The sequence below is a fragment of the Mesorhizobium sp. LCM 4576 genome, assembly GCF_001854815.1.
GTDB classification, from domain to species: Bacteria; Pseudomonadota; Alphaproteobacteria; order Rhizobiales; family Rhizobiaceae; genus Mesorhizobium; species Mesorhizobium plurifarium.
The window spans coordinates 399,138-422,137 of the sequence record NZ_MDDT01000089.1 but is presented as its reverse complement, the minus strand read 5'-3'; the positions used below and the strand labels follow the sequence as shown (position 1 = coordinate 422,137).

General features: G+C 64.1%; 22 protein-coding genes. 5 read left to right on the top strand and 17 right to left on the bottom strand.

The features are described from left to right. Positions 1 to 143 precede the first annotated feature (143 nt). A complete protein-coding gene (locus LCM4576_RS33655; RefSeq protein ID WP_071036566.1) occupies positions 144 to 1,499 on the bottom strand; it encodes an ABC transporter substrate-binding protein in 1,356 nt (451 codons plus the stop codon). 361 nt (positions 1,500 to 1,860) lie between these two features. Between LCM4576_RS33655 and LCM4576_RS33650 the strand changes: the two genes are divergently transcribed. Together LCM4576_RS33650 and LCM4576_RS33645 are read left to right on the top strand one after the other, a co-directional pair. Further along, a complete protein-coding gene (locus LCM4576_RS33650; protein WP_071036565.1) occupies positions 1,861 to 2,883 on the top strand; it encodes a substrate-binding domain-containing protein in 1,023 nt (340 codons plus the stop codon). A 143-nt stretch (positions 2,884 to 3,026) separates the two neighbouring features. Then, entirely contained in the window at positions 3,027 to 4,373 is a 1,347-nt protein-coding gene (locus LCM4576_RS33645) for an FAD-binding oxidoreductase (protein ID WP_071036816.1), read from the top strand. 178 nt (positions 4,374 to 4,551) lie between these two features. On the opposite strand, the gene LCM4576_RS33640 is transcribed toward LCM4576_RS33645, so the two are convergent. From LCM4576_RS33640 to LCM4576_RS33585, 12 genes are all read right to left on the bottom strand, one after another. After that, complete coding sequence (locus LCM4576_RS33640; protein ID WP_071036564.1) at positions 4,552 to 6,003, bottom strand: S8 family serine peptidase; 1,452 nt, start codon at positions 6,001 to 6,003, stop codon at positions 4,552 to 4,554. Then, complete coding sequence (locus tag LCM4576_RS33635; protein WP_116389976.1) at positions 5,993 to 6,658, bottom strand: anti-sigma factor; 666 nt, start codon at positions 6,656 to 6,658, stop codon at positions 5,993 to 5,995. Before LCM4576_RS33635 ends, LCM4576_RS33640 begins: the two co-directional genes overlap by 11 nt. After that, positions 6,655 to 7,221 carry a sigma-70 family RNA polymerase sigma factor gene (locus LCM4576_RS33630; RefSeq protein ID WP_041007304.1) on the bottom strand — a complete coding sequence of 189 codons (567 nt, stop codon included), beginning with the start codon at positions 7,219 to 7,221 and terminating at the stop codon, positions 6,655 to 6,657. Before LCM4576_RS33630 ends, LCM4576_RS33635 begins: the two co-directional genes overlap by 4 nt. Positions 7,222 to 7,500: 279 nt before the next feature. Continuing rightward, on the bottom strand, positions 7,501 to 8,340 hold the full coding sequence (locus tag LCM4576_RS33625; protein ID WP_071036562.1) for an alkaline phosphatase family protein: 840 nt from the start codon (positions 8,338 to 8,340) through the stop codon (positions 7,501 to 7,503). 75 nt (positions 8,341 to 8,415) lie between these two features. Then, positions 8,416 to 10,005 (bottom strand): ABC transporter substrate-binding protein, encoded by a 1,590-nt coding sequence (locus LCM4576_RS33620; RefSeq protein ID WP_071036561.1) that lies wholly within the window; start codon positions 10,003 to 10,005, stop codon positions 8,416 to 8,418. A 117-nt stretch (positions 10,006 to 10,122) separates the two neighbouring features. Next, positions 10,123 to 11,778: an ABC transporter ATP-binding protein gene (locus LCM4576_RS33615; RefSeq protein WP_071036560.1), complete on the bottom strand. Its 1,656-nt coding sequence runs from the start codon at positions 11,776 to 11,778 to the stop codon at positions 10,123 to 10,125. Next, entirely contained in the window at positions 11,778 to 12,599 is an 822-nt protein-coding gene (locus LCM4576_RS33610) for an ABC transporter permease (RefSeq protein ID WP_071036559.1), read from the bottom strand. The genes LCM4576_RS33615 and LCM4576_RS33610 overlap by 1 nt, the downstream gene beginning before the upstream one ends. Positions 12,600 to 12,657: 58 nt before the next feature. After that, on the bottom strand, positions 12,658 to 13,617 hold the full coding sequence (locus tag LCM4576_RS33605; RefSeq protein WP_071036558.1) for an ABC transporter permease: 960 nt from the start codon (positions 13,615 to 13,617) through the stop codon (positions 12,658 to 12,660). Positions 13,618 to 13,718: 101 nt separating this feature from the next. Beyond that, complete coding sequence (locus LCM4576_RS33600) at positions 13,719 to 15,308, bottom strand: ABC transporter substrate-binding protein (RefSeq protein WP_071036557.1); 1,590 nt, start codon at positions 15,306 to 15,308, stop codon at positions 13,719 to 13,721. Positions 15,309 to 15,456: 148 nt separating this feature from the next. Next, positions 15,457 to 17,442: a CocE/NonD family hydrolase gene (locus tag LCM4576_RS33595; RefSeq protein WP_071036556.1), complete on the bottom strand. Its 1,986-nt coding sequence runs from the start codon at positions 17,440 to 17,442 to the stop codon at positions 15,457 to 15,459. 79 nt (positions 17,443 to 17,521) lie between these two features. Further along, positions 17,522 to 17,938, bottom strand: coding sequence for a type II toxin-antitoxin system MqsA family antitoxin (locus LCM4576_RS33590; RefSeq protein WP_244510982.1), 417 nt, complete (start codon positions 17,936 to 17,938; stop codon positions 17,522 to 17,524). Continuing rightward, positions 17,935 to 18,240, bottom strand: coding sequence for a type II toxin-antitoxin system MqsR family toxin (locus LCM4576_RS33585; RefSeq protein WP_071036815.1), 306 nt, complete (start codon positions 18,238 to 18,240; stop codon positions 17,935 to 17,937). The genes LCM4576_RS33590 and LCM4576_RS33585 overlap by 4 nt, the downstream gene beginning before the upstream one ends. A gap of 151 nt (positions 18,241 to 18,391) precedes the next feature. On the opposite strand from LCM4576_RS33585, the gene LCM4576_RS33580 reads away from it, so the two are divergent. Then, complete coding sequence (locus tag LCM4576_RS33580) at positions 18,392 to 18,637, top strand: BrnT family toxin (protein WP_071036554.1); 246 nt, start codon at positions 18,392 to 18,394, stop codon at positions 18,635 to 18,637. Beyond that, positions 18,624 to 18,935 (top strand): BrnA antitoxin family protein, encoded by a 312-nt coding sequence (locus LCM4576_RS33575; RefSeq protein WP_071036553.1) that lies wholly within the window; start codon positions 18,624 to 18,626, stop codon positions 18,933 to 18,935. The genes LCM4576_RS33580 and LCM4576_RS33575 overlap by 14 nt, the downstream gene beginning before the upstream one ends. Positions 18,936 to 18,945: 10 nt before the next feature. On the opposite strand, the gene LCM4576_RS33570 is transcribed toward LCM4576_RS33575, so the two are convergent. From LCM4576_RS33570 to puuE, 4 genes are all read right to left on the bottom strand, one after another. Beyond that, complete coding sequence (locus LCM4576_RS33570) at positions 18,946 to 19,539, bottom strand: nucleoside deaminase (protein ID WP_071036552.1); 594 nt, start codon at positions 19,537 to 19,539, stop codon at positions 18,946 to 18,948. 15 nt (positions 19,540 to 19,554) lie between these two features. Further along, positions 19,555 to 20,046 (bottom strand): ureidoglycolate lyase, encoded by a 492-nt coding sequence (locus LCM4576_RS33565; RefSeq protein ID WP_071036551.1) that lies wholly within the window; start codon positions 20,044 to 20,046, stop codon positions 19,555 to 19,557. Beyond that, positions 20,043 to 20,933: a bifunctional allantoicase/(S)-ureidoglycine aminohydrolase gene (locus LCM4576_RS33560; protein ID WP_071036550.1), complete on the bottom strand. Its 891-nt coding sequence runs from the start codon at positions 20,931 to 20,933 to the stop codon at positions 20,043 to 20,045. The genes LCM4576_RS33565 and LCM4576_RS33560 overlap by 4 nt, the downstream gene beginning before the upstream one ends. 80 nt (positions 20,934 to 21,013) lie before the next feature. Then, a complete protein-coding gene (gene puuE / locus LCM4576_RS33555) occupies positions 21,014 to 22,438 on the bottom strand; it encodes an allantoinase PuuE (RefSeq protein WP_071036549.1) in 1,425 nt (474 codons plus the stop codon). A gap of 185 nt (positions 22,439 to 22,623) precedes the next feature. On the opposite strand from puuE, the gene uraH reads away from it, so the two are divergent. Next, positions 22,624 to 22,998 (top strand): hydroxyisourate hydrolase, encoded by a 375-nt coding sequence (uraH, locus tag LCM4576_RS33550; RefSeq protein ID WP_071036548.1) that lies wholly within the window; start codon positions 22,624 to 22,626, stop codon positions 22,996 to 22,998. Positions 22,999 to 23,000: the final 2 nt, after the last annotated feature.

The window sequence follows — 23,000 nt, the reverse complement described above, 5'->3', positions numbered from 1 at the left end:
CGGTCAGCCGAGGCTGGCGATCGGATGCACCGACTTTCGGTTATTCGGAACAATCGAARCGCGAAGGCTTCCGGCGTTGGCCGCCGGTCGGACCCGGGCCGTAGCCCGGATCCAGGTGGAGGATGAGGAGGATTTCAGGACGCTTACTTGATGCCGTCCCAGCTTTTCTGGATGTCGGCGGCGACGTCCTGCGCGGACTTGCCRCCGACCAGGTCGACCATGCCGGTCCAGAACGAGCCCGCGCCGATCTTGCCGGGCATCAGGTCGGACCCGTCAAACCGCACCGTCGTGGCGCCGACCAGGATTTCGCCCTGCTTCTTCAGCGCCTCGCTGCCATAGGCCTCCTTGTTGGCCGCCTTGAACGGGGTGACGAAGCTCTTCTGCGCYATCCACAATTCATGCRCGAGCGGCATCTCGAGGAACTTGATGAACTCGCGCGAGGCCTTGGAATCCTTGGTGATCATCACCAGCGTTCCGGCCACTTCCAGCGGCGTGCCCAGTTCCGGCTTGGAGGCGTAAGGCGGATAGGGGAAGAAGTCGGCGTCCTGGCCGAGCTTCACATTCTCCGGGAAGAAGGACGGGATGAACGACGCCTGGTGGTGCATGTAGCACTTCGGCGGCACGGTGAAGAGGCCCTTCGGGCTGTCGCGGAAGTCGGTCGCCGCGACCGCCTTGGCGCCGCCGTCCACCATCTTGTCGTCGGTGGCGATCTTGCCGAAGATGTCGATGGCGTTGACCACGGCCGGGTCGGTGAACGGGATCTCGTTCTTCACCCACTTGTCGTAGACTTCCGGCGGCTGCGTCCTCAGCATGATGTCCTCGACCCAGTCGGTCGCCGGCCAGCCGGTGGCGCCGCCGGAGCCGAGCCCGATGCACCAGGGCTTGCCGCCATCGGCGATGATCTTCTTTTCGAGGTCAGCGAGCTCTTCCTGGGTCTTCGGCACCTTGTAGCCGGCCTCGTCRAAATTGTCGGGCGAGTACCAGACCAGTCCCTTCACGTCGATCTTGTAGGGGAAGGCGTAGAAACCGGGCTTGCCGTCCTTGCCATTATAGGTGCCGAGCTTGGCCCAGGAGTCGCCGGCGGCGTAGTTTTCCTTGATCCAGGCGGCGACGTCGTCGCCCAGCGGGGTGAGCACGCCCTTGGAGGCAAGATCCTGGATGAGGCCGGGCTGTGGCAGGACGGCGATGTTCGGCGGGCTGCCGGCCTGGGTGTCGATGACGATCTGCTGCTCGTAATTCTCCGACGAAGAGTATTTGACGTCAGCGCCGGTCGCTTCCTGGAAATAGTCGAGAACCGAACGCACGAGCGTCTCGTCTTCGCCGCGCCACGGTCCGAAGATCGTCAGCGTCTCGCCCTTGAGATCGACCTTCTTGAGGTCGTCGTAGTTCGACCAATGAAATTTCGAATCCTCGCCCGGCTTGAACTTCAGTTCGGCTTGCGCCGGCAGGCTGAGGGTGAGTGCCGCGAACGCCRCACCCAAGAGAAGCATTTTCTTCATCGCAAGTCCTCCCAGTGGTCACAAACAGGACGAAACCTCCATTTCGTCCGCCGACGCCCGCGGAACTGTGACTCAGCGAAAGGGCAACCGCAACCTTTCGAAGAGACTTCCAAAGCGCTTTGGCTATTTCGATCTCGCCATTGAATCGCTTGAGAGTCAAGTGGGCGCGTTCATTAATCGATTTAAATTCCTCGGGATCGGGTAGCAAAACTGCACTGCAGCATGCTTTTTTGGCGCTGCAGCAGCAATTTTGCTTCAAACGACGCCGGCAGGGCTTTAAGGTCCGCTTGTGCTTGGCGGCCTTGCCAACAATCATCGGATCGATTCAAATTTGAAAGCGCTTTGAGACTGGAGGCCTCCGATGAACCTCAAGCAACTCTCGCATATGCTGTCGCTCTCGCAGACCACGGTGAGCCGGGCGCTGAACGGCTATCCCGAGGTCAATGAGGAAACCCGGCGCCGGGTCATGGATGCCGCCAAGCGCCATGGCTACAGGCCGAACCCCAGCGCGCGCCGGCTTGCCACCGGCAAGTCGGGCATGATCGGCTATGTGCTGCCGACGGGTGCTGCCGTCGACATCGATCCGCATTTCGTCGAATTCCTCTCCGGCCTCGGCGACTATGCCCGCGCGCATGAGCTCGACCTCGTGCTTTCGCCCGCCGATGCAGACGACGAGGAAACCACCTACCGCCGCATCGTCGCCAACCGGCAGGTCGACRCCGTCTACATCTCCTCGCCGCGTCCGGCCGACAAGCGGCTGGCGCTGGTCAACACGCTGGGCATCCCCTTCATCGTCCATGGCCGCAGCGAGGGCTTCGACTTCGACTATCCCTTTCTCGACATCGACAATGAGGGCGCCTTCCACGAAGCGGCGCGGCTGCTGATCCAGCTCGGCCACAAGCGCCTGGCGCTGATCAACGGCAACGAGCGCGAGACCTTCGCCATCCACCGCGAGCGCGGCGTGCGCCGCGCGCTCGCCGCGAGCGGGCTGACGCTTGGCGAACGCAACATCCGCTCGGTGACCATGACCGAGGAGAACGGCTACCGCGCCGCCCGCCGCCTGCTCGAAGAGGCCGAGCCGCCGACGGCGATCRTCTGCTCCAGCCTGATCATGGCRCTGGGCGTCGTGCGCGCCGTGCGCGATCTCGGCCTGACCATTCCGGGCGACCTCTCGCTGGTCGCCCATGACGACGTCTTCCCCTGGCTGCGGCCGGAGAATTTCCCGGTGCCCCTGTCGACGACACGCTCGTCCATCCGGCTTGCGGGAGCGCGTGTCGCCGAGCGCCTCGCGGCGCGCATATCGGGGCTGGAGGAGGGCGCGCGAGGCGAGGTTTGGCCGGTGGATCTGGTGGTTCGGGGATCGGTGGCGGGTGCGCCGGTCTAGGGTCGGCCCGACAGCGTCGTCGACCGCCTCCTTTCGGGTGCCTTTGCTGTCGTGGGACAACGTTCCGCCTTCGACTGCTCCTGATGTTGGACGCCGACAGCCGGTAAGCCAGAACCGTCAACCAGTCGTCCAGAGTGCGCCATTTGCCGACATTCCCGTTTACCGAAGCGGATCCGATCCAACACGGCGGGCCGCCGCCCAGAGACTCCGAGGTGGTGATCGTCGGTGGCGGTGTCATCGGCGTAACGACGGCGCTTTTCCTTGCCTCCCGGAACATCCCGGTGACGGTGCTGGAAAAAGGCCGCGTYGCCGCCGAACAGTCCTCGCGAAACTGGGGCTGGATCAGAAAGCAGGGGCGGGACGCCGATGAGCTGCCGATCGTCATCGAGGCTTGTCGCCTGTGGCGGCAACTGGCCGATGAGTGCGGCGAAGACATCGGGCTGAACCAGACAGGCGTGACCTATCTGGCGAACGCCGACAAGGACATGGCCAAGTTCGAAGAGTTCATGAGGGTCGCCGCGATCCATGAGCTCGACACGCGCCTCCTGGACGCCGAGGAGACCGCAAAGCTCATCACCGGCATGTCGCGCAGGTTCGTGGGCGCGATGACGACATCCTCCGATATGCGCGCGGAACCTTGGCTGGCGGTGCCGGCGCTCGCCAGGCTTGCCGTGCGAAAAGGCGCCAGGATCGTGGAGAACTGCGCGGCGCGAACTCTCGATATTGCGGCCGGCAAGATCAAGGGCGTGTGGACCGAGGGTGGATATATCGAGGCCTCCACCGTGCTGGTCGCGGGCGGCGCCTGGTCGTCCCTGTTCCTGGCGAGGCACGGCGTATCCATCCCCCAGCTCAGCGTCCGGGTCACCGCGGCCGCAACGGAGCCCCTGCCTGAAGTCTATCCGGGCGCGGCCRCCGACGATCACATCGCCTTCAGGCGCAGGCAGGATGGCGGATACACGCTTGCCGCGGGCGGCAGCCACCTGCTTTATCTGGGGCCTGACGCGTTCCGGCACTTCACCCAATATCTTCCCGCCCTCAGGGACAATCCGTACGGAACGCGCTATTTCCCCTTCGCTCCGTCGGGCTACCCCGATGGCTGGTCGACGCCGCGCGATTGGGCGCCGGATTCAGAGAGTCCGTTCGAGAGAATGCGGGTGCTCAATCCCGCTCCTGAGCCGGCAAAGCTTCGTTCGATCGAGCGCAATTTCAAACAGCTTTTCCCGCAATTCGAAACAGTTCGCTTGAAGGCCGGCTGGGGCGGTATGATCGACGCCATGCCCGACGTCGTCCCCGTCGTGGATCAGGTGCGGGCAATCGGCGGTCTTTTCGTCGCGACGGGAATGTGCGGCCACGGCTTCGGGATTGGGCCCGGCATAGGCCGCGTCGTCTCCGACATGATCCAGGGGAATGAATCCGGGCACGACCTCAGCCGCTTCCGACTGTCGCGTTTCTATGATGGAAGCCCGGTACGGTTGGGTCCGGCGCTTTGAATGGCCGCCGGCGGTCCTCCCCCGCAAGGGGGAGATCAGCGGTTTCAGCGCCGGCCCAACTTCTTCAGCGTCGATGACTGGCGAAGGCGGTGGCGACGTCTAATCTCCCCCCTTGCGGGGGAGATGGCCGGCAGGCCAGAGGGGGGTGCTGTCCCGCCAACAAAACAGATATGAGCCGCTACTCCTTCGCCGCTCCAGCCGCCTTGATGTCCAGCAACCCGTAGCCGAAATCATTGTCCCGCCCCTTGGGCCCGAGATCCTTGGCTGTGGCGGCAAGCGCCTTCTCGATCTCGTCAGCCGAACGATCGGGCGCGGCGTGGATCAGATTGGYGATGGCGCCGGATACGATCGCGGCCGCGAAGGAGGTGCCGGTCACGACGTCGGAGCCGGCGCCGCTCGGCGCCACCATCTCGACGCCCGGCGCCGAGATGAAGACATAGGCGCCGYGATTGGCCTGCGGCATCAGCCCGTCCTTGGCGTCGGTGGCGGTCACCGCGATCACGCCGTCGAAGGCGGCCGGATAGCCATAGGGCGCCTTCGGGCCATTGTTGCCGGCGGCGGCCACCAGCACCATGCCCATCGCCCGGGCATTGCGGCAGGCGGTGCCGAGCAGGTCGTTCTTCGGGCCGACGAAGCTCATATTGATGATGCGCACATTCTGCTCGGCCGCCCAGTCGAGCGCCGACAGGATGACGTCCATGGTCGACTTGCCGTCTTCGAAGGCGCGCGCATGGTAGATCCTGGCGCCAGGCGCCATGCCTTCCAGCGGACCGACGCCGGCGATCAGCCCGTCGACCGAGGTGCCGTGATCGCGCTTTTCRATCGGCACGTTGGGCATGGCGTCATATTGGTCGGCAATGACGCCGGCGAGCGCGGGATTGGTGTCGTCGATGCCGGTGTCGATAACGGCGACGCGCACATTCTCGCCGCTCGCTTGRCCAGCATCGAGCGCGATGCGGTCGAAGGCATAGTTCACGATGCCGGCCGCCTGCTGCAGCGAATAGATATGGTTTGGCTCGCGCCGCTGCGTGCGGCCGTCGGCGGCAAGCTGCGCCAGCACCACRCCGACGGGCCGCCCGTCGGTGATGCCGAAGCGCACCAGCGTGGTGCCGAGCAGTCGCGACTGGCGCTRCGAGYGCACCTGCAGGYCGAAGGAATTGGCGATCTGCCGCACCACGCCGGGATCGCCGTCGACCGTCACCAGCACCTCGTCGGGCACGAATTCGCCGACGACCGCGCGCGGCGGTTCGGCCAGGTTGAGGCCTTGCGGCACCGTGACCGGACCGCTCGGCGTTGGCGCGGGCGGTGGCGCGCTGTTGGAACCGTTCGATGACGATGTCCCGTTGGACGGTGCGGGCGTTTGTGGGGCGGCGGGCGCCGGCGAGTTCGGAAAGAGATCGACGATCAGCGCCGGCAGGAACACCGCGCCGCTCGTGGCCGCGCCGGGCGTTCCTGCGCCATTCTTGGCGCCGCCGTCCTTGTCGCAGCCGCCGCCGGCCGCCGTCGTACGGTTCAAACAGTCGATCTGCTTTTGTGACAGGTTCGGGTCGTTGGTCTGCGCGAACGCAGGCGCGGCGACAAATGCCACCGCGAGCACTGCCACGCGAAGAATGACCGCCTTAGCCGCCATCGGCCGGTTTCCTTCCCTGCACCACAGCATCCGCGAAAGGCTGGGCGGCAATAAGGCCGACGAGCCTGTCGTAATCGGCTGCCGTGCTCGCCGGAACCGTCAGGTGGAACACGCCGTCCGCGGTCGGGCCGCCGGCGATCTTCAGCCCGTTCTGGCCGAGGAAGGCGGCGATATCGGCCATCCTGGCGTCCGGCTTGAACTTCACCAGCGCGAAAGGCAGCTTCGCCAGATCGTCCTGGGCGCCGGCCACTTCGAAGTCGTTGCCCTTGCCGCCCGGCTGTTCGAAGGACTGCACGATGACCAGCGCAAGCAGCGCTGCGGCTGCCGCCCAGGCGACGCCGGCGGGCATCGCCGTCACCCGGCCGAAGATCTTCGCCAGCCAGGATTGGCCGGGCGCGCGCACGGGGCCGGCCTCGGCGTCGAGCGCCCTGGTGAAACGGCTCAGCGCATCGGCCGGCGGGCGGATCGCCTCGTTGGCGGCGGCGGTGCCGGAAAACTCGGCCTCAGCCTCGCCAAGGGCGGCAAGCGCCGTCGGATCGGTGGCCAGCCATTCCTCGACGGCCTCCAGCTCGGCGCCTTCCAGAGAGCCGTTCAGATAGAACGGCAGCAGCGTCTCCATCTCGTCGCGGCGCGACATCTTTTCAGCGGCGCTCATGGCCACCCCCTGTCGTAACCGGCGGCCTTGAGGGCTTCGCCGAGTTTCTTGCGGGCGTAGAACATCCTGGTCTTGACGGTCGCGACCGGAATGCCGAGYACCTCGCCGATTTCGGTCACCGACTGGCCGTGGTAATAGGCAAGGTCGATCACCGTGCGGTGCTCTTCCGGCAAGGCATCGACGAAGCGGCGCAAGGCGGCGGCCTTGTCCTCTTTCATGGTGACGACTTCGGGCGTGTCGGCGCCGTCGGGAACCTGCGCCGCGTCGTCGTCGTCGATCCAGTCTTCCTTCTTCTTACGCAGCGAAGACAGCGCCTTGAAGCGGGCGATGCCGAGCAGCCACGTGGAAACTTCGGAGCGGCCCTCGAAGCTGGGCGCCTGCTTCCACAGCTCGAGAAAAACCTCGTTGGCGATATCGTCGGCCATCATTTCCGATCCCGTCTGGCGCGCCACGAAGCGGTAGACCCGCGCGTGGTGACGCATGAACAGGAGCCGAACGGCGGCCCGGTCGCCCTTCGCGACCCGGTCTACAAGCGCGCGATCGGTTTCGGTCGCCGCGTTCATGGCCGGTCGAGCCGCCTGGCTCCTCGTAGCTCTGTCGCTGATCGGTCCAAAAAGGTTCACCCTCCGCCAAGGATTTTTCGGAGGCTAACCGAAGAGCGGGGAGGTTGCCAGTAGGGGCGCTTTCCTTCTCCCTTTGTGGGGGAAGGTGGATCGGCGCGATAGCGCCGAGACGGATGAGGGGTGTTCCAGCGGAGTGAGACGTTGGCTTTCCCTGGAACACCCCTCATCCGTCGCCTTCGGCGACACCTTCTCCCACAAGGGGAGAAGGGGGAGGCGCGCTTACCCCAAAAAAACCTTCGCCTTCATCGTCTCGGGTATTTCCACGCCGAGCCGGCTCAACACCGTCGGCGCGAGCTGCAGTTGGTCGAGCAGCGTGTCGGCTTCGGGCCCTTTCGCGGGTCCGAAATAATAGAGCGCGAAATCCTGCATCTCGTCGTCATGGCCGCCATGGTGGCCGCGGTCGGTCTGGCCGTGGTCGGCCGTCACGATCACTTCATAGCCGGCTGCGCGCCATTGCGGCAGGAAAGCCGCGAGCATGCCGTCCATGGCGTAGCAGGCATGGTCCATCTCGTGGCAGTCGTGGCCGAAGCGATGACCCATGGAGTCCAGCGTGCAGGTGTGCAGGATGCCGTAGTCGATGCCGTGCCGCTTCGCCAGCATGGTCAGCGTCGCGAACAGGTCGACGTCGCTCGGTGTCATCTGGTTCTTGAGATTGTAGCCGGTCATCGTGTGGAAGCGGCCATGCGTGATCGGCCCGCTTGGATCGTCGAACTCCATGTCCTCGACAAGGTCGAACGGGTACGAACGGAAGAATTCCGACCAGTAGGAATGGGTCACCGCGCCCGTCTTGCCGCCGGCCTTGCTCACTTCCGAGAAGATATCCGGCTGCCTGACGCGAAAGCGGTTCTCGTTGGAAAGGATGCCATGCACCTGCGGCGTCACCCCGGTGTGGATCGAGGCGTAGCAGCAGGCCGAGGTCGACGGCAGCACCGAGCGCATCTTCCACACCTGCGCCTCGCCCGACTGCGCCCAGCCCTCGAGATTGCCCATCAGCCGGCGCCAGTTCCGGTAGGGCACGCCGTCGAGGATGATGAGCAGCAGTTTGGATTTGAGCGCCACGGAAGGTTCCTGTTCTTCGAAACGAAAGCGCCGCGTGTCGCGCGGACACGCGGCGCTTCTTTGGATAGCCTGACATCAGGCGTTCAGCCAGCACTCGCAGAGCGCATAGCCGTCCATCATCTCGCCATTGGGGTTCTTCACCCAGCCGCTGAGCTTCTTGGTGTTGGCGGCGTCGACGAACTGGTTGAAGAACGGCACGATCAGCCCGCCTTCGTCGCGCATCAGCATCGCCATGTCGCGATAGATCGCCTTGCGCTTGGCCTGGTCCAGCTCGGCGCGCGCCGTGTAGAGCATCTTGTCGAATTCGGGCCGCTTGAAGCGCGTGTCGTTCCAGYCGGCGGTCGACAGATAGCCGGTGGAATACATCTGACCTTGCGTCGGCCGGCCGCCCCAATAGGAGAGCGAGAAGGGCTGCTTGTTCCACACTTCCGACCAGTAGCCGTCGCCGGGCTCGCGCTTGATCTCTATCTTGATGCCGGCCTTGGCGCAGCTCTGCTGGTAGAGCTGCGCTGCGTCGACCGCGCCGGGGAAGGCGACGTCGGAGGTGCGCAGCAGGATCGAGCCGCTATGGCCCGACTTCTTGTAGGCCGCCGCCGCTTTTTCCGGATCGAACTTGCGCTGCTCGATGTCGGTGGAAAACAGCGGATAGGCTTCGTTGATCGGGAAGTCGTTGCCCACCGACCCGTAGCCGCGCAGGATCTTGTCCAGCATCTCCTCGCGATCCATGGCGAGCTTCAGCGCCATCCTGAGGTCGTTGTTGTCGAAGGGCGCGGTGTCGCAGAACATGTTGAACGGGTAATAGCCGCGCCCCGCCACGTTCTCGATGCTGACGCCCGGCATGCGCTTGACCAGATCGACCACCTTGGGCTCGACGCGGTTGATGAGATGCACCTGGCCGCCCTGCAGCGCGGCAAGCCGGGCCGTCGGGTCGTTGATGACGACGATCTCGATCTGGTCGGCGTGGCCCGCCTTGTCGCCGCGCCAGTAATTGGCGAAGCGCTCGCCGCCATGCCTCACGCCGGGCTGATTGACGGCGACCTTGTAGGGCCCGGCGCTGATGCCGGCATTCGGGTTGTCCTTGCCGCCATTCGGCTGGATGACGAGGTGGTAGTCGGCCATCAGATAGGGGAAGTCGGCATCGGCGTCGCCGAGCGTCACCACCACGTCCTTGCCGTCGGCCTTGATGGTCTTGATGTTCTTCAAAATGCCGAGCGCGCCGGATTTCGACTTTTCGTCCGCATGGCGCTCGAGCGTGGYGACGACGTCTTCCGCCGTCACCGTCTTGCCGTTGTGGAATTCGATGCCGTCGCGGATCTTCATCGTCCAGGTCTTGGCGTCGGCCGAGGCGCCGATCTCCTCGGCGATCAGGTTCTCGACGCCGCCCTCGGGCGTCAGCCGCACAAGGAATTCGCCCCACTGCTTGCAGAAGTTGTAGGTCACCTGGCTGAGATTCAGCGCCGGGTCGAGGCTGTTGGTCGATTCACCCCCCTGCAGGCCCGCCTTGATGATGCCGCCCTTCACCGGGCTCGCGGCGAAAGCCTTGCCGGCCAGCGTCGTTGCCAGCGCCGCCGAGGCGCCGAGCGCCGCYGCGCGGCCGAGGAAATCGCGGCGAGAGATCCTGCCCTTGCCGGCGAGCGCGGCGAGATGGTCGAATTCCGTCTGCATGTCCTGCCCCCTTTTTCGAGATTGATTTCGGTGCGAGCCCTACCCGCCCGCAGCAATCTTTCCCGTTCCCTGTTGCAGCCACATGACAGCCGCCGCCTCGGAGGCAGACTTCGTGGGCTAATTTCCGGCGCTTTCCATGCGCCGGCCCTTGATCGCCTTTTCCAGCCAGCCGATTTCCATTTCCGGCACGGAGGACAACAGCAGGTCCGTATAGGCGTCGAAGGGCGGCGTCAGCACCTTGCTCTTGGAGCCGTAGCGCACCACCTCGCCGCGATACATGACCGCGATCGAATCGGCGATCGACTTCACCGTCGCCAGGTCGTGGGTGATGAACAGATACGCGACCTTTTCTTGGCTCTGCAGGTTCAAGAGCAGCTTGAGGATGCCGTGGGCGACGAGCGGGTCGAGCGCCGAGGTCACCTCGTCGCAGATGATCAGCTTCGGCTTGGCGGCGAGCGAGCGCGCGATGCAGACGCGCTGCTTCTGACCGCCGGACAGCTCGGCCGGATAGCGGTCGACAAAACCCTTGCCCATCTCGATCTCGTCGAGCAACTCGGCGACGCGCTTGTCGCGCTCGCGCCCTTTCATGCCGAAATAGAATTCCAGCGGCCTGCCGATGATGGTGCCCACCGTCTGGCGCGGGTTCATCGCCACGTCGGCCATTTGGTAGATCATCTGCAGCTGGCGCAGATCCTCCTTCGGCCGGTCGGCCAGCCTGTTGGCGAGCGGCCTGCCGTCGAAGGTGACGGTGCCCTCCTCGGGCGGCAACAGGCCGGTGATGGCGCGCGCCAGCGTCGACTTGCCGGAGCCGCTCTCGCCGACGACGGCGAGCGTCTGTCCCGGATAGATGTCGACCGAGACGTTCTTCAGCACCTTGACATGGCCGCCGCCATAGGCGGCGGTGACATTCTTCACCGACAGGAAGGGCGTCGCGCCTGGCTGCTGTTCCTGGTGCTCGATCTCATGCACCGAAACCAGCGCGTTGGTGTATTCCTGGCGCGGCTCCTTGATGATCTGCCGCGTGCCGCCCCATTCCACCAGCCRGCCATGGCGCAGCACCATGATCTCGTCGGACACCTGGGCGACGACGGCAAGATCGTGGGTGATGTAGAGGGCCGCCACATGCGTGTCGCGGATGGCGTCCTTGATCGCGGCAAGCACGTCGATCTGCGTCGTCACATCGAGCGCCGTGGTCGGCTCGTCGAAGACGATCAGGTCGGGCTCCGAGCAAAGCGCCATCGCCGTCATCACGCGCTGCAGCTGACCGCCGGAGACCTGGTGCGGATAGCGCTCGCCGATCGTTTCGGGATTGGGCAGGCTGAGCTTCTTGAACAGCGCGACGGCCCGCTTCTCGGCCTCGGCGCGGGTCGCGGTGCCATGCAGCATGGCGGCCTCGACCACCTGGTCGATCAGCTTGTGCGCCGGATTGAAGGCGGYCGCCGCCGACTGCGCGACATAGCACACCTCGCGTCCGCGCAGCGCCCGCACGCCCTTGGGGCCGGCTTTCAGGATGTCGCGGCCGTTGAGGATCACCTCGCCGCCGGTGATGCGCACGCCGCCGCGGCCATAGGCCATGGACGACAGGCCGATGGTCGACTTACCGGCGCCGGATTCGCCGATGAGACCGAGCACCTTGCCCTTCTCAAGAGTCAGCGAAACGTCATGGACGAGCGTGATCGTCTTCGGCGCTTCGCCCGGCGGGTAGACGGTCGCCTCGATGCGCAGGTTGCGGATATCGAGGAGCCTGCCTGAATTTGCCTTGCTGTCGGCCATCAGCCGCGCCCTCCCTTCAGGCTCGTCGTGCGGTTGAGCACCCAGTCGGCGACGAGGTTGACGGAGATCGCCAGCACCGCGATCGCGGCCGCCGGGATCAGCGCCGCCGGAATGCCGAAGACGATGCCGTCCTTGTTCTCCTTGACCATGCCCCCCCAGTCCGAATCCGGCGGCTGCACGCCGAGCCCAAGGAAGGACAGCGCCGACAGGAAAAGCACCGCGAAGATGAAGCGCACGCCGAGCTCCGCCACCAGCGGCGACAGCGCATTGGGCAGGATCTCGCGGAAGATGATCCAGGCCTTGCCTTCGCCGCGCAGCTTCGCCGCCTCGACGAAGTCCATGACGTTGATGTCGACGGYGACGGCGCGTGACAGGCGGTAGACGCGGGTGGAATCCAGGATGCCCATGACCAGGATCAGCGTCAGCGTGTTGGTTGGYAGCACCGACAGCACGACGAGGCCGAAGATCAGCGTCGGGATCGACATCAGAAGGTCGACGAAGCGCGACAGCAGYGTGTCGAACCAGCCGCCGAAGACAGCCGCCGTGAAGCCGAGGATAGAGCCCAGCGAGAAGGRCAGCGCCGTCGCCGCCACCGCGATCTCCATGGTGATGCGCGCGCCGTAGATCATGCGCGAGACAAGATCGCGGCCGAGATTGTCGGTGCCCAGCCAGTGCGCCGCCGACATCGGCTCCCATACGTCGCCGACGATCTCGCCATTGCCATGCGGCGCGACCCAGGGCGCGAAGATGGCGCAGAACGCGAACGCGCCGGTCAGGATCAGCCCGATCCAGGCGGTGACTGGGATTTGTCGTAGCGCCATTCGCCTCAGTTCCCCTTCTGGTCGTCTTGCATCCGGCCCGTCACTTCAGATGTTTTTGTCATTTCGGATGCCGCAGCCGCGGGTTGGCCACGATGGCGGCGATGTCCGCGACGATGTTGAGYGTGATGTAGACCGCGGCGAAGATCAGGCCGACCGCCTGCACCACCRGCACGTCGCGCTTGGCGACAWGGTCGACCAGATATTGTCCCATGCCCGGATAGACGAAGATCACCTCCACCACCACGACGCCGACGATGAGATAGGCGAGGTTGAGCATGACGACGTTGACCACCGGCGCGATCGCGTTCGGGAAGGCATGCTTGCGGATGATGTCGAAGGGCCTCAGCCCCTTGAGCTCGGCCGTCTCGATATAGGCCGACTGCATGACGTTGAGGATCGCTGCGCGCGTCATGCGCATCATGTGGGCGAGCACCACCAGGGTGAGCGCGGTGGCCGGCAGCACCACGGCCTGCAGCCTTTCGAGAAAAGGCGTGGAGTCATCCACCGTCGAGATGCTCGGGAAGATCTGCCAGTGCACGGCGAACACGAAGATCAGCACATAGCCGATGAAGAATTCCGGGAACGACGTCGAGGCCAGCGCCAGGCCGGAGATCAGCTTGTCGACGAAGCCGTTGCGATAGCGCACGGCAATGAGCCCGAGGATGATCGCCAGCGGCACCGCGACGATTGCCGCGCAGGCGGCCAGGAAAAGCGTGTTCTTCAGCCGGGTGCTGATCGAGGTGGCGATATCGAGCCCGCTTGACTGCGCCGTGCCGAAATCGCCATGCAGGACGCCCCACAGCCAGTGCACGTAGCGCARCCACGCCGGGTCGTTGAGCCCGAGCTGCTCGCGCAGGTTCGCCAGCGCCTCCGGCGTCGCCGACTGGCCGAGGATCGCCTGGGCGACGTCGCCCGGCAGGATCTGCGTGCCGGCGAAGATCAGCACGGAAACGGCCAAAAGAAGAACCAGGCCCAGCAAGATGCGCTGAGCGACCAATCTCAGGATCGGAGACGACATCGGCTACCCGCAATGGTGAAGAAGGGATGATACCCGCCTTTACGGGCGGGCCATGAAAGCCGGGAAGGGCCGACTCGCGCCGGCCCTTCCTTTGTCCTTCGTCAAGCTTGCAGCCAGCACTCGATCAGGGCATGGCCGTTGCTGAGTTCCTGCGCCGGATTGTCGACCCAGCCTTCGACGCCCTTGCCGGTCGCGTCGACGAACTGGTTGAAGAACGGCACGATCAGGCCGCCTTCGTCGCGCATGATCTCGCCCATGTCGCGGTAGATCTTCTTGCGCTTGGCCTCGTCCAGCTCGCCGCGCGCCGCAAGCACCATCTTGTCGAAGTCAGGGCGCTTCCAGCGGGTGTCGTTCCAGTCGGCGGTCGACAGATAGGCGGTCGAGTACATCTGGTCCTGGGTCGGTCGGCCGCCCCAGTAGGAGAGCGAGAAGGGCTGCTTGTTCCAGACTTCCGTCCAGTAGCCGTCGCCGGGCTCGCGCTTGATCTCGATCTTGATGCCGGCCTTGGCGCAGCTCTGCTGGTAGAGCTGGGCGGCGTCCACGGCGCCCGGGAAGGCGACGTCTGAGGTGCGCAGCAGGATCGAGCCGCTATGGCCCGACTTCTTGTAAGCCGCGGCCGCCTTTTCCGGATCGAATTTGCGCTGCTCGAAATCGCCTGCAAACAGCGGGTAAGCCTTGTTGACCGGCATGTCGTTGCCGACCTCGCCGTAGCCGCGCAGGATCTTGGTCAGCATCTCCTCGCGGTCCATGGCGAGCTTCAGCGCCATCCTGAGGTCATTGTTGTCGAAGGGCGCGGTGTCGCAGAACATGTTGAAGGGATAGAAGCCGCGGCCAGAGGCGGCGCGGATGGTGACGCCGGGCAGCCGCTTGACCAGATCGACGATCTTCGGCTCGACGCGGTTGATCATGTTGACTTGGCCGCCCTGCAGCGCGGCCATGCGCGCCGTCGGGTCGTTGACGACGACGATCTCGACCTGATCGGCATGGCCRTATTTGTCGGGCTGCCAGTAGTGGTCGAAACGCGCGGCGGTGTGCTTCACGCCGGGCTGGTTGCCGGTGATCTTGTACGGGCCGGTGCCGATGCCGGCATCCGGCTTGTCCATGCCGCCATTCGGCTGGATGATCAGATGGTAGTCCGCCATCAGATAAGGCATGTCGGCGTTCGGGTCCTTCAGYGTGACCACGACATTGCCGCCATCGACCTTGATGGTGTCGATGCTCTTCAGGACGCCGAGCGCGCCCGACTTCGACTTCTCGTCGCTGTGGCGCTTCAGCGTCGCCACGACGTCGTCCGGCGTCACTTCCTTGCCGTTGTGGAACTGGACGCCCTTGCGGATCTTCATCGTCCAGGTCTTGGCGTCCTTGGAGCTGCCGATCTCCTCGGCGATCAGATATTCAACGCCGCCGCCCGGCGCGAGCTCGACCAGCGTCTCGCCCCAGCATTTGCCGAAGGCGAACGGAACCTGGCTGAGGAAGGTCGCCGGATCGAGGCTGTTGGTGGATTCGCCGCCCTGCAGGCCTGCCTTCAGCGTGCCGCCCTTGACCGGGCCGGCAGCGCGCACGGCGCTGGAAAGCATCGAGTTGGCGACGGTGGCGGCGACGYCGAGCGCGGCGGCGCGACCAAGAAAATCGCGACGGCTGAGTTTTCCGGCCGCGACTCGCCGGCTGAGATAGTCAAGTTCGTTGGACATTATGGTTCCTCACTCTGGGTATGCGACCTTATGGTCGTTTCTTAGTATTGGAGGAGATAATGACCGTAAGGGAAAGCGGCAGGCAAGACCGAATGCGACATGCGGTGGCGTAAATCGCACGTCGCATTTGGACCAATCTTGCCGGGGCTCAGAGGAGCGCGCGGGGAATCGCGTGCTCGAAATGGCGTTCGAAGACCAGCTTTTCGCCCTCATAGGCTTCGATTCTGGCGCTGACGATGAAGTTTGCGGCGTCCGATCGCATCTGGGCAAAGGTTTCTGTCCGCACCGACCAATCATTCCGCGACAAGGTCTGCGTCCAATGCGTGGCTCCGGTGGCCGACAGCGGGTCGTCGGGATGGATCATCCATGTCTCGYGCACGATGCTGCCATTGACCAGCCCGTGGTCGAGGTCGCGCACCGCGCCGAAATCGTCGGTTATGGAAAGCGTGACGAGGCCGGTCTTCTCGTCGCGGTCGACATGGCGTTCGGAATTCGCCGGCCGGATCGTCTCGGTCGCCCAGGGAGTCGCGCCTTCCGGTTCAGGGAACGAGACTTCATTGCCTTTCGCCGGCGGGCGCAGCGGCAGCTTCAGCGTCGCCTTCGCGAGATCGAGCCGCACCGGCTCCGGCGAGGGCCAGATCATCGGCCAGTAGGCGGTCGAGACGGCGATGCGCAATTTATGGCCGGCCRGCACCCGGTAGGCGCACTGGTCGAGCACCACGCGTGCCGAAACCGTCTCGCCGGGAACCAACGGCTCGGGGAATTCGTGCGAGTTGCGGTGGGTTAGGTTAAGCACACCATAGGAGATCAGCTCCGAGGCGCCGTCGGGATGCACGTCGCAGAGGCGCACCGCGATGTTGGCCTGGGGCCGATCGGCGGCAACCCGGATTTCGAGCTCCGGCGCGCCGACGATGTCGATCTCCGCGCCGAGCACGGGCTGGTCGAAGCACACCGACAGCGCGTCGTCGGGGCGTTGGTCGCCGGGCAGTTCCGGCCCGAAGGTGAAGGGAAAATACTCTCCGCCGGCAAGGCCGCAGGTCTGCGGCGAAGCGACGATGGAGGGCTTGGCGCCGTCGGTGATGAGTCCGATCGCCTCGATCCTGATATTCGGTGACGGCCATTCCTGGTCCGCCACCCAGCGGCCCGGCCGCTCGGGATGCCAGCGCGCCGGCCGCACGCTGTCCATCACATAGGCGCGATAGGCCGGATCGGCCTCGACGCCGGTCGCAGCGCCCTTGAGCCAGCGGTCCCACCAGCGCAGCGCTTCCTGCAGGAAGCCGATGGCCGGATTGGGCCCGGCGTAATGCGGGTATTTGTGGATCCAGGGGCCGACGATGCCTTTGACCGGCGACTGGATGTTGGTGACGAGGTGCGAGATCGTGTTGCGGTAGCCGTCATGCCAGCCGCCGATAGACAGCACGGCCGCCTTGACCGCCGAAAAATTCTCGCAGATCGACCCACGTTTCCAATAGGCGTCGCGATGCTGGTGGCTGAGCCATAGCGGCAACAGGAAAGGCTGGTTCTCCAGCCGGCTGAGCCACAAGTCGCGCCAGCGATTGCCGCCGGCGATGGCCGGGTCCGGCGGCCGCGACGAATAGGACAGCATTGTCGAGGCCCAGCCGAAATTTTCGAGCAGCAGGCAGCCGCCCTTGTAATGGATGTCGTCGGCATAGCGGTCGACGGTCGAGCACAGGCTGATCACCGCCTTCAGCGCCGGCGGCTGCTTCGCCGCCGTCTGCAGGCAGTTGAAGCCGCCCCAGGAAATACCCATCATGCCGACATTGCCGTTGCACCAGGGCTGCGCCGCCGCCCAGGCGATGACGTCGCAGGCATCCTGCAATTCCTGCTCGGAATATTCGTCGTCCATCAGCCCTTCGGAATCGCCGTTGCCGCGCATGTCGACGCGGATCGAGGCATAGCCGTGGCCGGCGAAATAGGGATGGGTGAGCTGATCGCGAAAAATGGTGCCGTCGCGCTTGCGGTAGGGCAGGTGCTCGAGGATCGCCGGCACCGGACTGTCCGTCGCATCCTCGGGCATCCAGACGCGCGCCGACAGCCGGCAACCGTCTGGCATGACGATGCCCATATCGGGAAATTCGACGACCTTGCGGGGAAATTCGGTGATGGTTTTCATGGGGCGCATAACGCTCCGCGTCATGGCGACTTTCAATCGCCAATCGCGACTGGAGCATCAAAAAATGCGACCTGGGTCGTTAGCRCAATTCGTCAAGCAGTTCGGGGTGCTTTTCCAGCAACGTCATCAGTTGAATGGTCGGGCCGCTCGGCTCGATCAGGCCCCTTTCATATTTGTCGAAGGCGTTCTCGCCGACCTTGAAAAGAGAGCCGGCCTCACGTTGCGACAGCTTGAGCTTTGCGCRCATGCGCCGGATAGTTTCTGGCGYCGRCACGCCGTCGATCTTTTCCTTGAGAACGCGCAGGGCGGCATCAACGCCAGCCATGTCGTCTCCGACATGCACGCCGTCTCCGTCCGAAGCCGGATAATAGCCCGGCAGGTCGACAACCATGCTCTCGCCTTTGTAGGTCACGGTGAACGGACGCACCCCGCGCGTTAGGATCTCTCCGGTTTCGGGAGAGATCATGGTTTCACTGGTTTCTCTTGCYATTATCATTTCTCCTTGAATGCCATGACCGTGAATTCGGTCACGACATCCGCCTGGAATTTMACATAGAGAACGATGTCGCGCGCCGGYACGTAGTAAACGTCCTGCCAGACCCGGTGATCCGCGAAAGTCGTCATCGACTTCACGAACATCTTGCRTGTCATGCCGCCGATCACCTCGACAATRCCGGCACGATCGAAGCCGAGGCCAATTGCGTCCCGCAGGGCTGACGTTGTGATGGCCAACGTATCGACAGACCCGAACGTCGCCTTGATTGCATCGAGATCGTAGGTGGGCCTGCGTTTCTCCATGACCAAATATGCCACCATAAAGGTGGCAATTCAAGATGACCAGTTGCCGAGGACCGGCTCAGATCATTCGGCTTTCAACTTGCGCTGTCGCGCTAATTTATGTATTACGTTTATTCACGTGGCCCGACGCAGACACAGTGGATGATCTCGCCTGAAAATCGTTTGGGATGAGCCAAAACGGGTGACGAACCTCGAAAACCGAGGTCTCGACTTCGCCRATCTCGATATCGAGTTTTTTGCCACGTCAATTGTCCTCCTGGCCAAGGCCGGTCGGCTCAAGGCAATTGGAGAATTTGGAGAGATCATTCTCGCCGTGATCTTCAAGCCGCTTGGTTCTGAAGCGATCTCGATGCGTCGTGCCAGCCGAAAGGAAAGGTCCGTGTATGAGCAACACTAAGTCACGTATTCGGCGGCTTACCGATGCCGAGGAAGCCGAAATTCAAAGACAGATTGCTGCTGATCCTGAGGATGGGGAGGCGACCGACGAACAGCTGGCCCAAGCCAAGCCTTTCGCGGAAGCGCTCCCGGAGCTTTTCGAGAGTATAAGGCGCTCCCGTGGCCGGCCGGCCCTGGAGAAACCAAAGCAAGTCGTCTCCATCCGCCTGGACCAGGACGTTGTCAGAAAATTCAWGGCGACCGGCAAAGGCTGGCAGGCGAGGATAAATGAGGTGCTGAAAAACGCGAAGGTAAGGTAGGCAATCCGCGTCAGTTCAGCGGAATGTCGTTCTCGGCCTTGCTCGCCTGATAGACGCCCGACAGCTTGTTATAACGCGCCTCAATTCTGCCGATCCGAGCCTCCAGCCGCTTGCGCTCGGCTTCGGGCAGCGCCCGCACCAGCCTGCGAATGGAAAAACTCTTCCAATAGGCGTTCTCGGCATTGTAGCCGCCGGGGTCGAGAGTGAAGACCTCTTTCAGGATTTTCAGATCATGCGGGATAGCAAAACTGTCGCGCGAATCCTCATGGCTGAACAGGTAGTAGAAATTGTCGAAGCCGGTCCAGGTTATCGCCGACAGGCAGAGCGAGCAGGGCTCGTGCGTGGCGATGAACAGCGCATCCTTGGTGTCGACGCGCTCGGCCTTGGGCATCTCGTAGAAACGCTTCAGGCAATGCACCTCGCCATGCCAGAGCGGGTTTTCCATCTCGTTGTTGGTCTCAGCCAGCACCAGCGAGCGGTCGTCTTTCCTCAGGATCGCGGCGCCGAACAGCTTGTTGCCATGGGCGACGCCCTCAGCCGTCTTTGGCACGATGTCGTGCTCGATCACGTCGAGCAGGCGGTCGATCAGCGAAACGTCGGTCATGTCAATCGCAAGCTTTCAGGGGAGGTGGATCTCGTAGGGGTGCGAGAAATAGAACTCTTCGAGATTGGAGCCGTCGCCGCCGCGGTCGACGATGATAAAATCCTGTTCCTCGCCGATCGGCGTCAGCACGCCGTGCCAGAGGTTGCGGCGGTAGTTGATGYCCTGTCCGGGGCCGGCGAGAAAGGCATGCGGCTCTCCGGGGCCGTCCTGGGTGTCATGGCAGACGACCACCAGGAACGGCCGCGGTGACAGCGGGATGAAGGCCTGGCTGCCGAGCGGATGGCGCTCGACCATGGCGAGCTTTAGCGRCATCTCATAGGGCGTGCCGCGCACCATGGAGATCAGCACGCGCGCGTTCGGGCCTGTAGCCTCGGCGGTGGCGAGGTCGTGATAGCGCATCGCCCGGCCGCCGTTGATCGGGTAGCGGTTGTCGCCGCTCATGTCGATGACGTCGCCGAAGGGCGCGAAACTCTCGCGGGTCAGCGGCTTGGCGACAATGCGGCTCACCGCGCCTTGCCCTCGAGATAGCCGCCCCCAAGATAACCGCCCCCAAGATAACCGCCAAGCCTGGCGTGACGATTGACGTCCTTGTAGAGCAGGTAGCGGAAATTGCCGGGGCCGCCGGCATAGCAGGCCTGCGGGCAGAAGGCGCGCAGCCACATGAAGTCGCCGGCCTCGACCTCGACCCAGTCCTGGTTGAGGCGGTAGACCGCCTTGCCTTCCAGCACATAGAGCCCGTGCTCCATGACATGGGTTTCGGCGAAGGGGATGACCGCGCCCGGCTTCAGCGTGACGATGGTGACATGCATGTCGTGGCGCATGTCGGCCGGGTCGACGAAACGGGTCGTTGCCCAACGCCCTTCCGTACCCGGCATCGGGCTCGGCGCCACATCCTGGTCGCTCGAGAAGAAGGCTTCCGGCACGTCGAGGCCGTCGACGGCCTCATAGGCCTTGCGGATCCAGTGGAAGCGAACGGCAGCGCCGCTCTCGTTACGCACAGTCCAGCCGCTCGCCGGCGGCAGGTAGGCGAAACCACCTGGGGTAAGCAGGTGCTTTTTGCCGGCAAGCGATACGGTGAGTTCGCCCTCGACGACGAACAGCACGCCTTCGGCGCCGGCATCGAGTTCCGGCCGCTCGCTGCCGCCACTAGGCAGAACCTCGACAATGTACTGCGAGAAGGTCTCGGCGAAGCCGGACAGCGGCCTTGCGATGATCCAGGCCCTGGTCTTGTCCCAGAAGGGCAGCGGGCTGGTGACGATGTCCTGCATCACGCCCCTGGGGATGACCGCATAGGCCTCGGTGAAGACGGCCCTGCCGGTCAAGAGCTCGTTCTGGCCGGAATGGCCGCCCTGYGGCGCGTAGTAGGTTCGCTCGGCGGTCTTGATCATATCCATGGGGTCCTGACCCTCAGAGCAATTCCAGGAAGAGTAAGCGGTTTTCCGTCGGGAATTGCGTCAACAAAAAACGACAAACATTAGAGTGGGAGCATGTCTTTCAGGCGAAGCAGTGCGATGCGCTCGACCTGTTTGCAGGCGGTTTCGAACTCGGTGCCGCGGCTGTTGCCRATCCGCGCCTCGAACTCCGCCAGGATTTCGTCCTTGGTCTTGCCCTTGACCGCGATGATGAAGGGGAAGCYGAAGGTGGTGACATAAGCGGCGTTGAGTTTCGAGAACAGCTCGCGCTCCTTGTCGGTTAGCGCGTCGAGCCCGGCGGAGGCCTGCTCCCTGGCCGATTCCGGCGTCAGCCGCCTGGCCGCCGCCARCTTGCCGGCAAGGTCCGGGTGAGCGTTGAGCACGGAAAGCCGTTCGGCCTCGCTCGCCGCGCGGAAGACGCGGCAGAGCGCGTTGTGCAGGCCGCCGGCGCTGTCATGCGCGGGCCCGAGTTCCAATTCGTAGGCGCGCTCGGCGATCCAGGGCGAATGCTCGAAAACGCTGCCGAAGGCATGCACGAATTCTTCGAACCCCATCCGCGACGGGCRCAGCGCCGGCGCCTCGTAGGGGTGCGTTTCGCGCCAGTGCTTGGCGATGTCGATGCGCCGCGTCAGCCAGACCTTGTCATGCGACTTCACATAGTCGATGAAGCGCTTCAGTGCCGCCACGCGGYCCGGGCGGCCGACCAGCCGGCAGTGCAGGCCTATATTCATCATGCGCGGCCTGCCCGCTTTGCCCTCGGCATAAAGCGTGTCGAAACTGTCCTTCAGATAAGCGAAGAACTGGTCGCCGGAGTTGAAGCCCTGCGGCGTCGCGAAGCGCATGTCGTTGGCGTCGAGCGTGTAGGGGATGATGAGCTGCGGCTTCTCCAGCCCGTCGCGGTCGAACCAGTAGGGCAGCTCGTCGTCATAGGTGTCGGAGATGTAGTCGAAGCCGCCCTCCTCGGCGACGAGCCGCACCGTGTTGACCGAGGTGCGGCCGGTGTACCAGCCGGTCGGCCGCGCGCCGGTCACGTCGTAATGCAGCCGGATCGTCTCTTCGAGATCGCGCCGCTCGTCCTCCGCGTCATGGTCGCGATAGTCGATCCATTTCAGCCCGTGCGAGGCGATCTCCCAGCCGGCCTCCTGCATCRCCGTGACCTGATCGGGCGAGCGGGCGAGCGCGGTGGCGACGCCGTAGCAGGTCACCGGCACCTTGGCTTCCGTGAACAGCCGGTAGAGCCGCCAGAAGCCGGCCCGGGCGCCGTATTCATAGATCGATTCCATGTTCCAGTGGCGCTGGCCGACCCAGGGCGCCGCACCGACGATCTCGGACAGGAAGGCTTCGGAAGCCTTGTCGCCATGCAGCACGCAGTTCTCGCCGCCTYCCTCGTAGTTGACGACGAACTGCACCGCGACATGCGCGCCGCCGGGCCATTTCGGATCCGGCGGATTGGCCCCGTAACCGCGCATGTCCCGATCGTAACGCATGGCTGCTCCTGCCCTTGTTGCACTGAAGATATCGAAAGGAGTGCTGCAGCATTCCCCCGAAAATTTTTGAAAGTGCTTTTTGCCGCACTCCGCTCGACCGGGGCTTATGCATCGCCTTTAATTGGCGCAGAATTGACCTGAAACTGTACCGGCCAATCGGTCGTGCTGGAAATGGGAGGCCGCCAGTGGCAGAGACGTCGAAAGCCGATGGCGGGCGCCTGACGACCCATGTGCTCGACACGGCGACCGGCCGGCCGGCAAAGGGCCTGTCAATCGGGCTTTTCCGCATCGAGGGCCAGCACCGCGCGCATCTCAAGACGGTTGCCACCAACGACGACGGCCGCTGCGACGCGCCGCTGCTCGCCGGCGCCGAGTTTCGCATTGGCGAATATGAGCTGGTCTTCGCCGCCGGCGACTATCTGCGCGGCCAGGGCATCAAATTGCCGGAGCCAGCTTTCCTCGACATCGTGCCGATCCGCTTCGGCATTGCGGAAGCGCGGCACTACCACGTCCCGCTCTTGATTTCGCCCTATGGTTACTCGACCTATCGGGGGAGCTGAGA

What these genes read in the sequence shown, in the direction of transcription:
- LCM4576_RS33635 (WP_116389976.1), bottom strand. Translation starts at nt 6,658, where the DNA reads ATGAGCGCCGCTGAAAAGATGTCGCGCCGCGACGAGATGGAGACGCTG.
- LCM4576_RS33570 (WP_071036552.1), bottom strand. Translation starts at nt 19,539, where the DNA reads ATGACCGACGTTTCGCTGATCGACCGCCTGCTCGACGTGATCGAGCAC.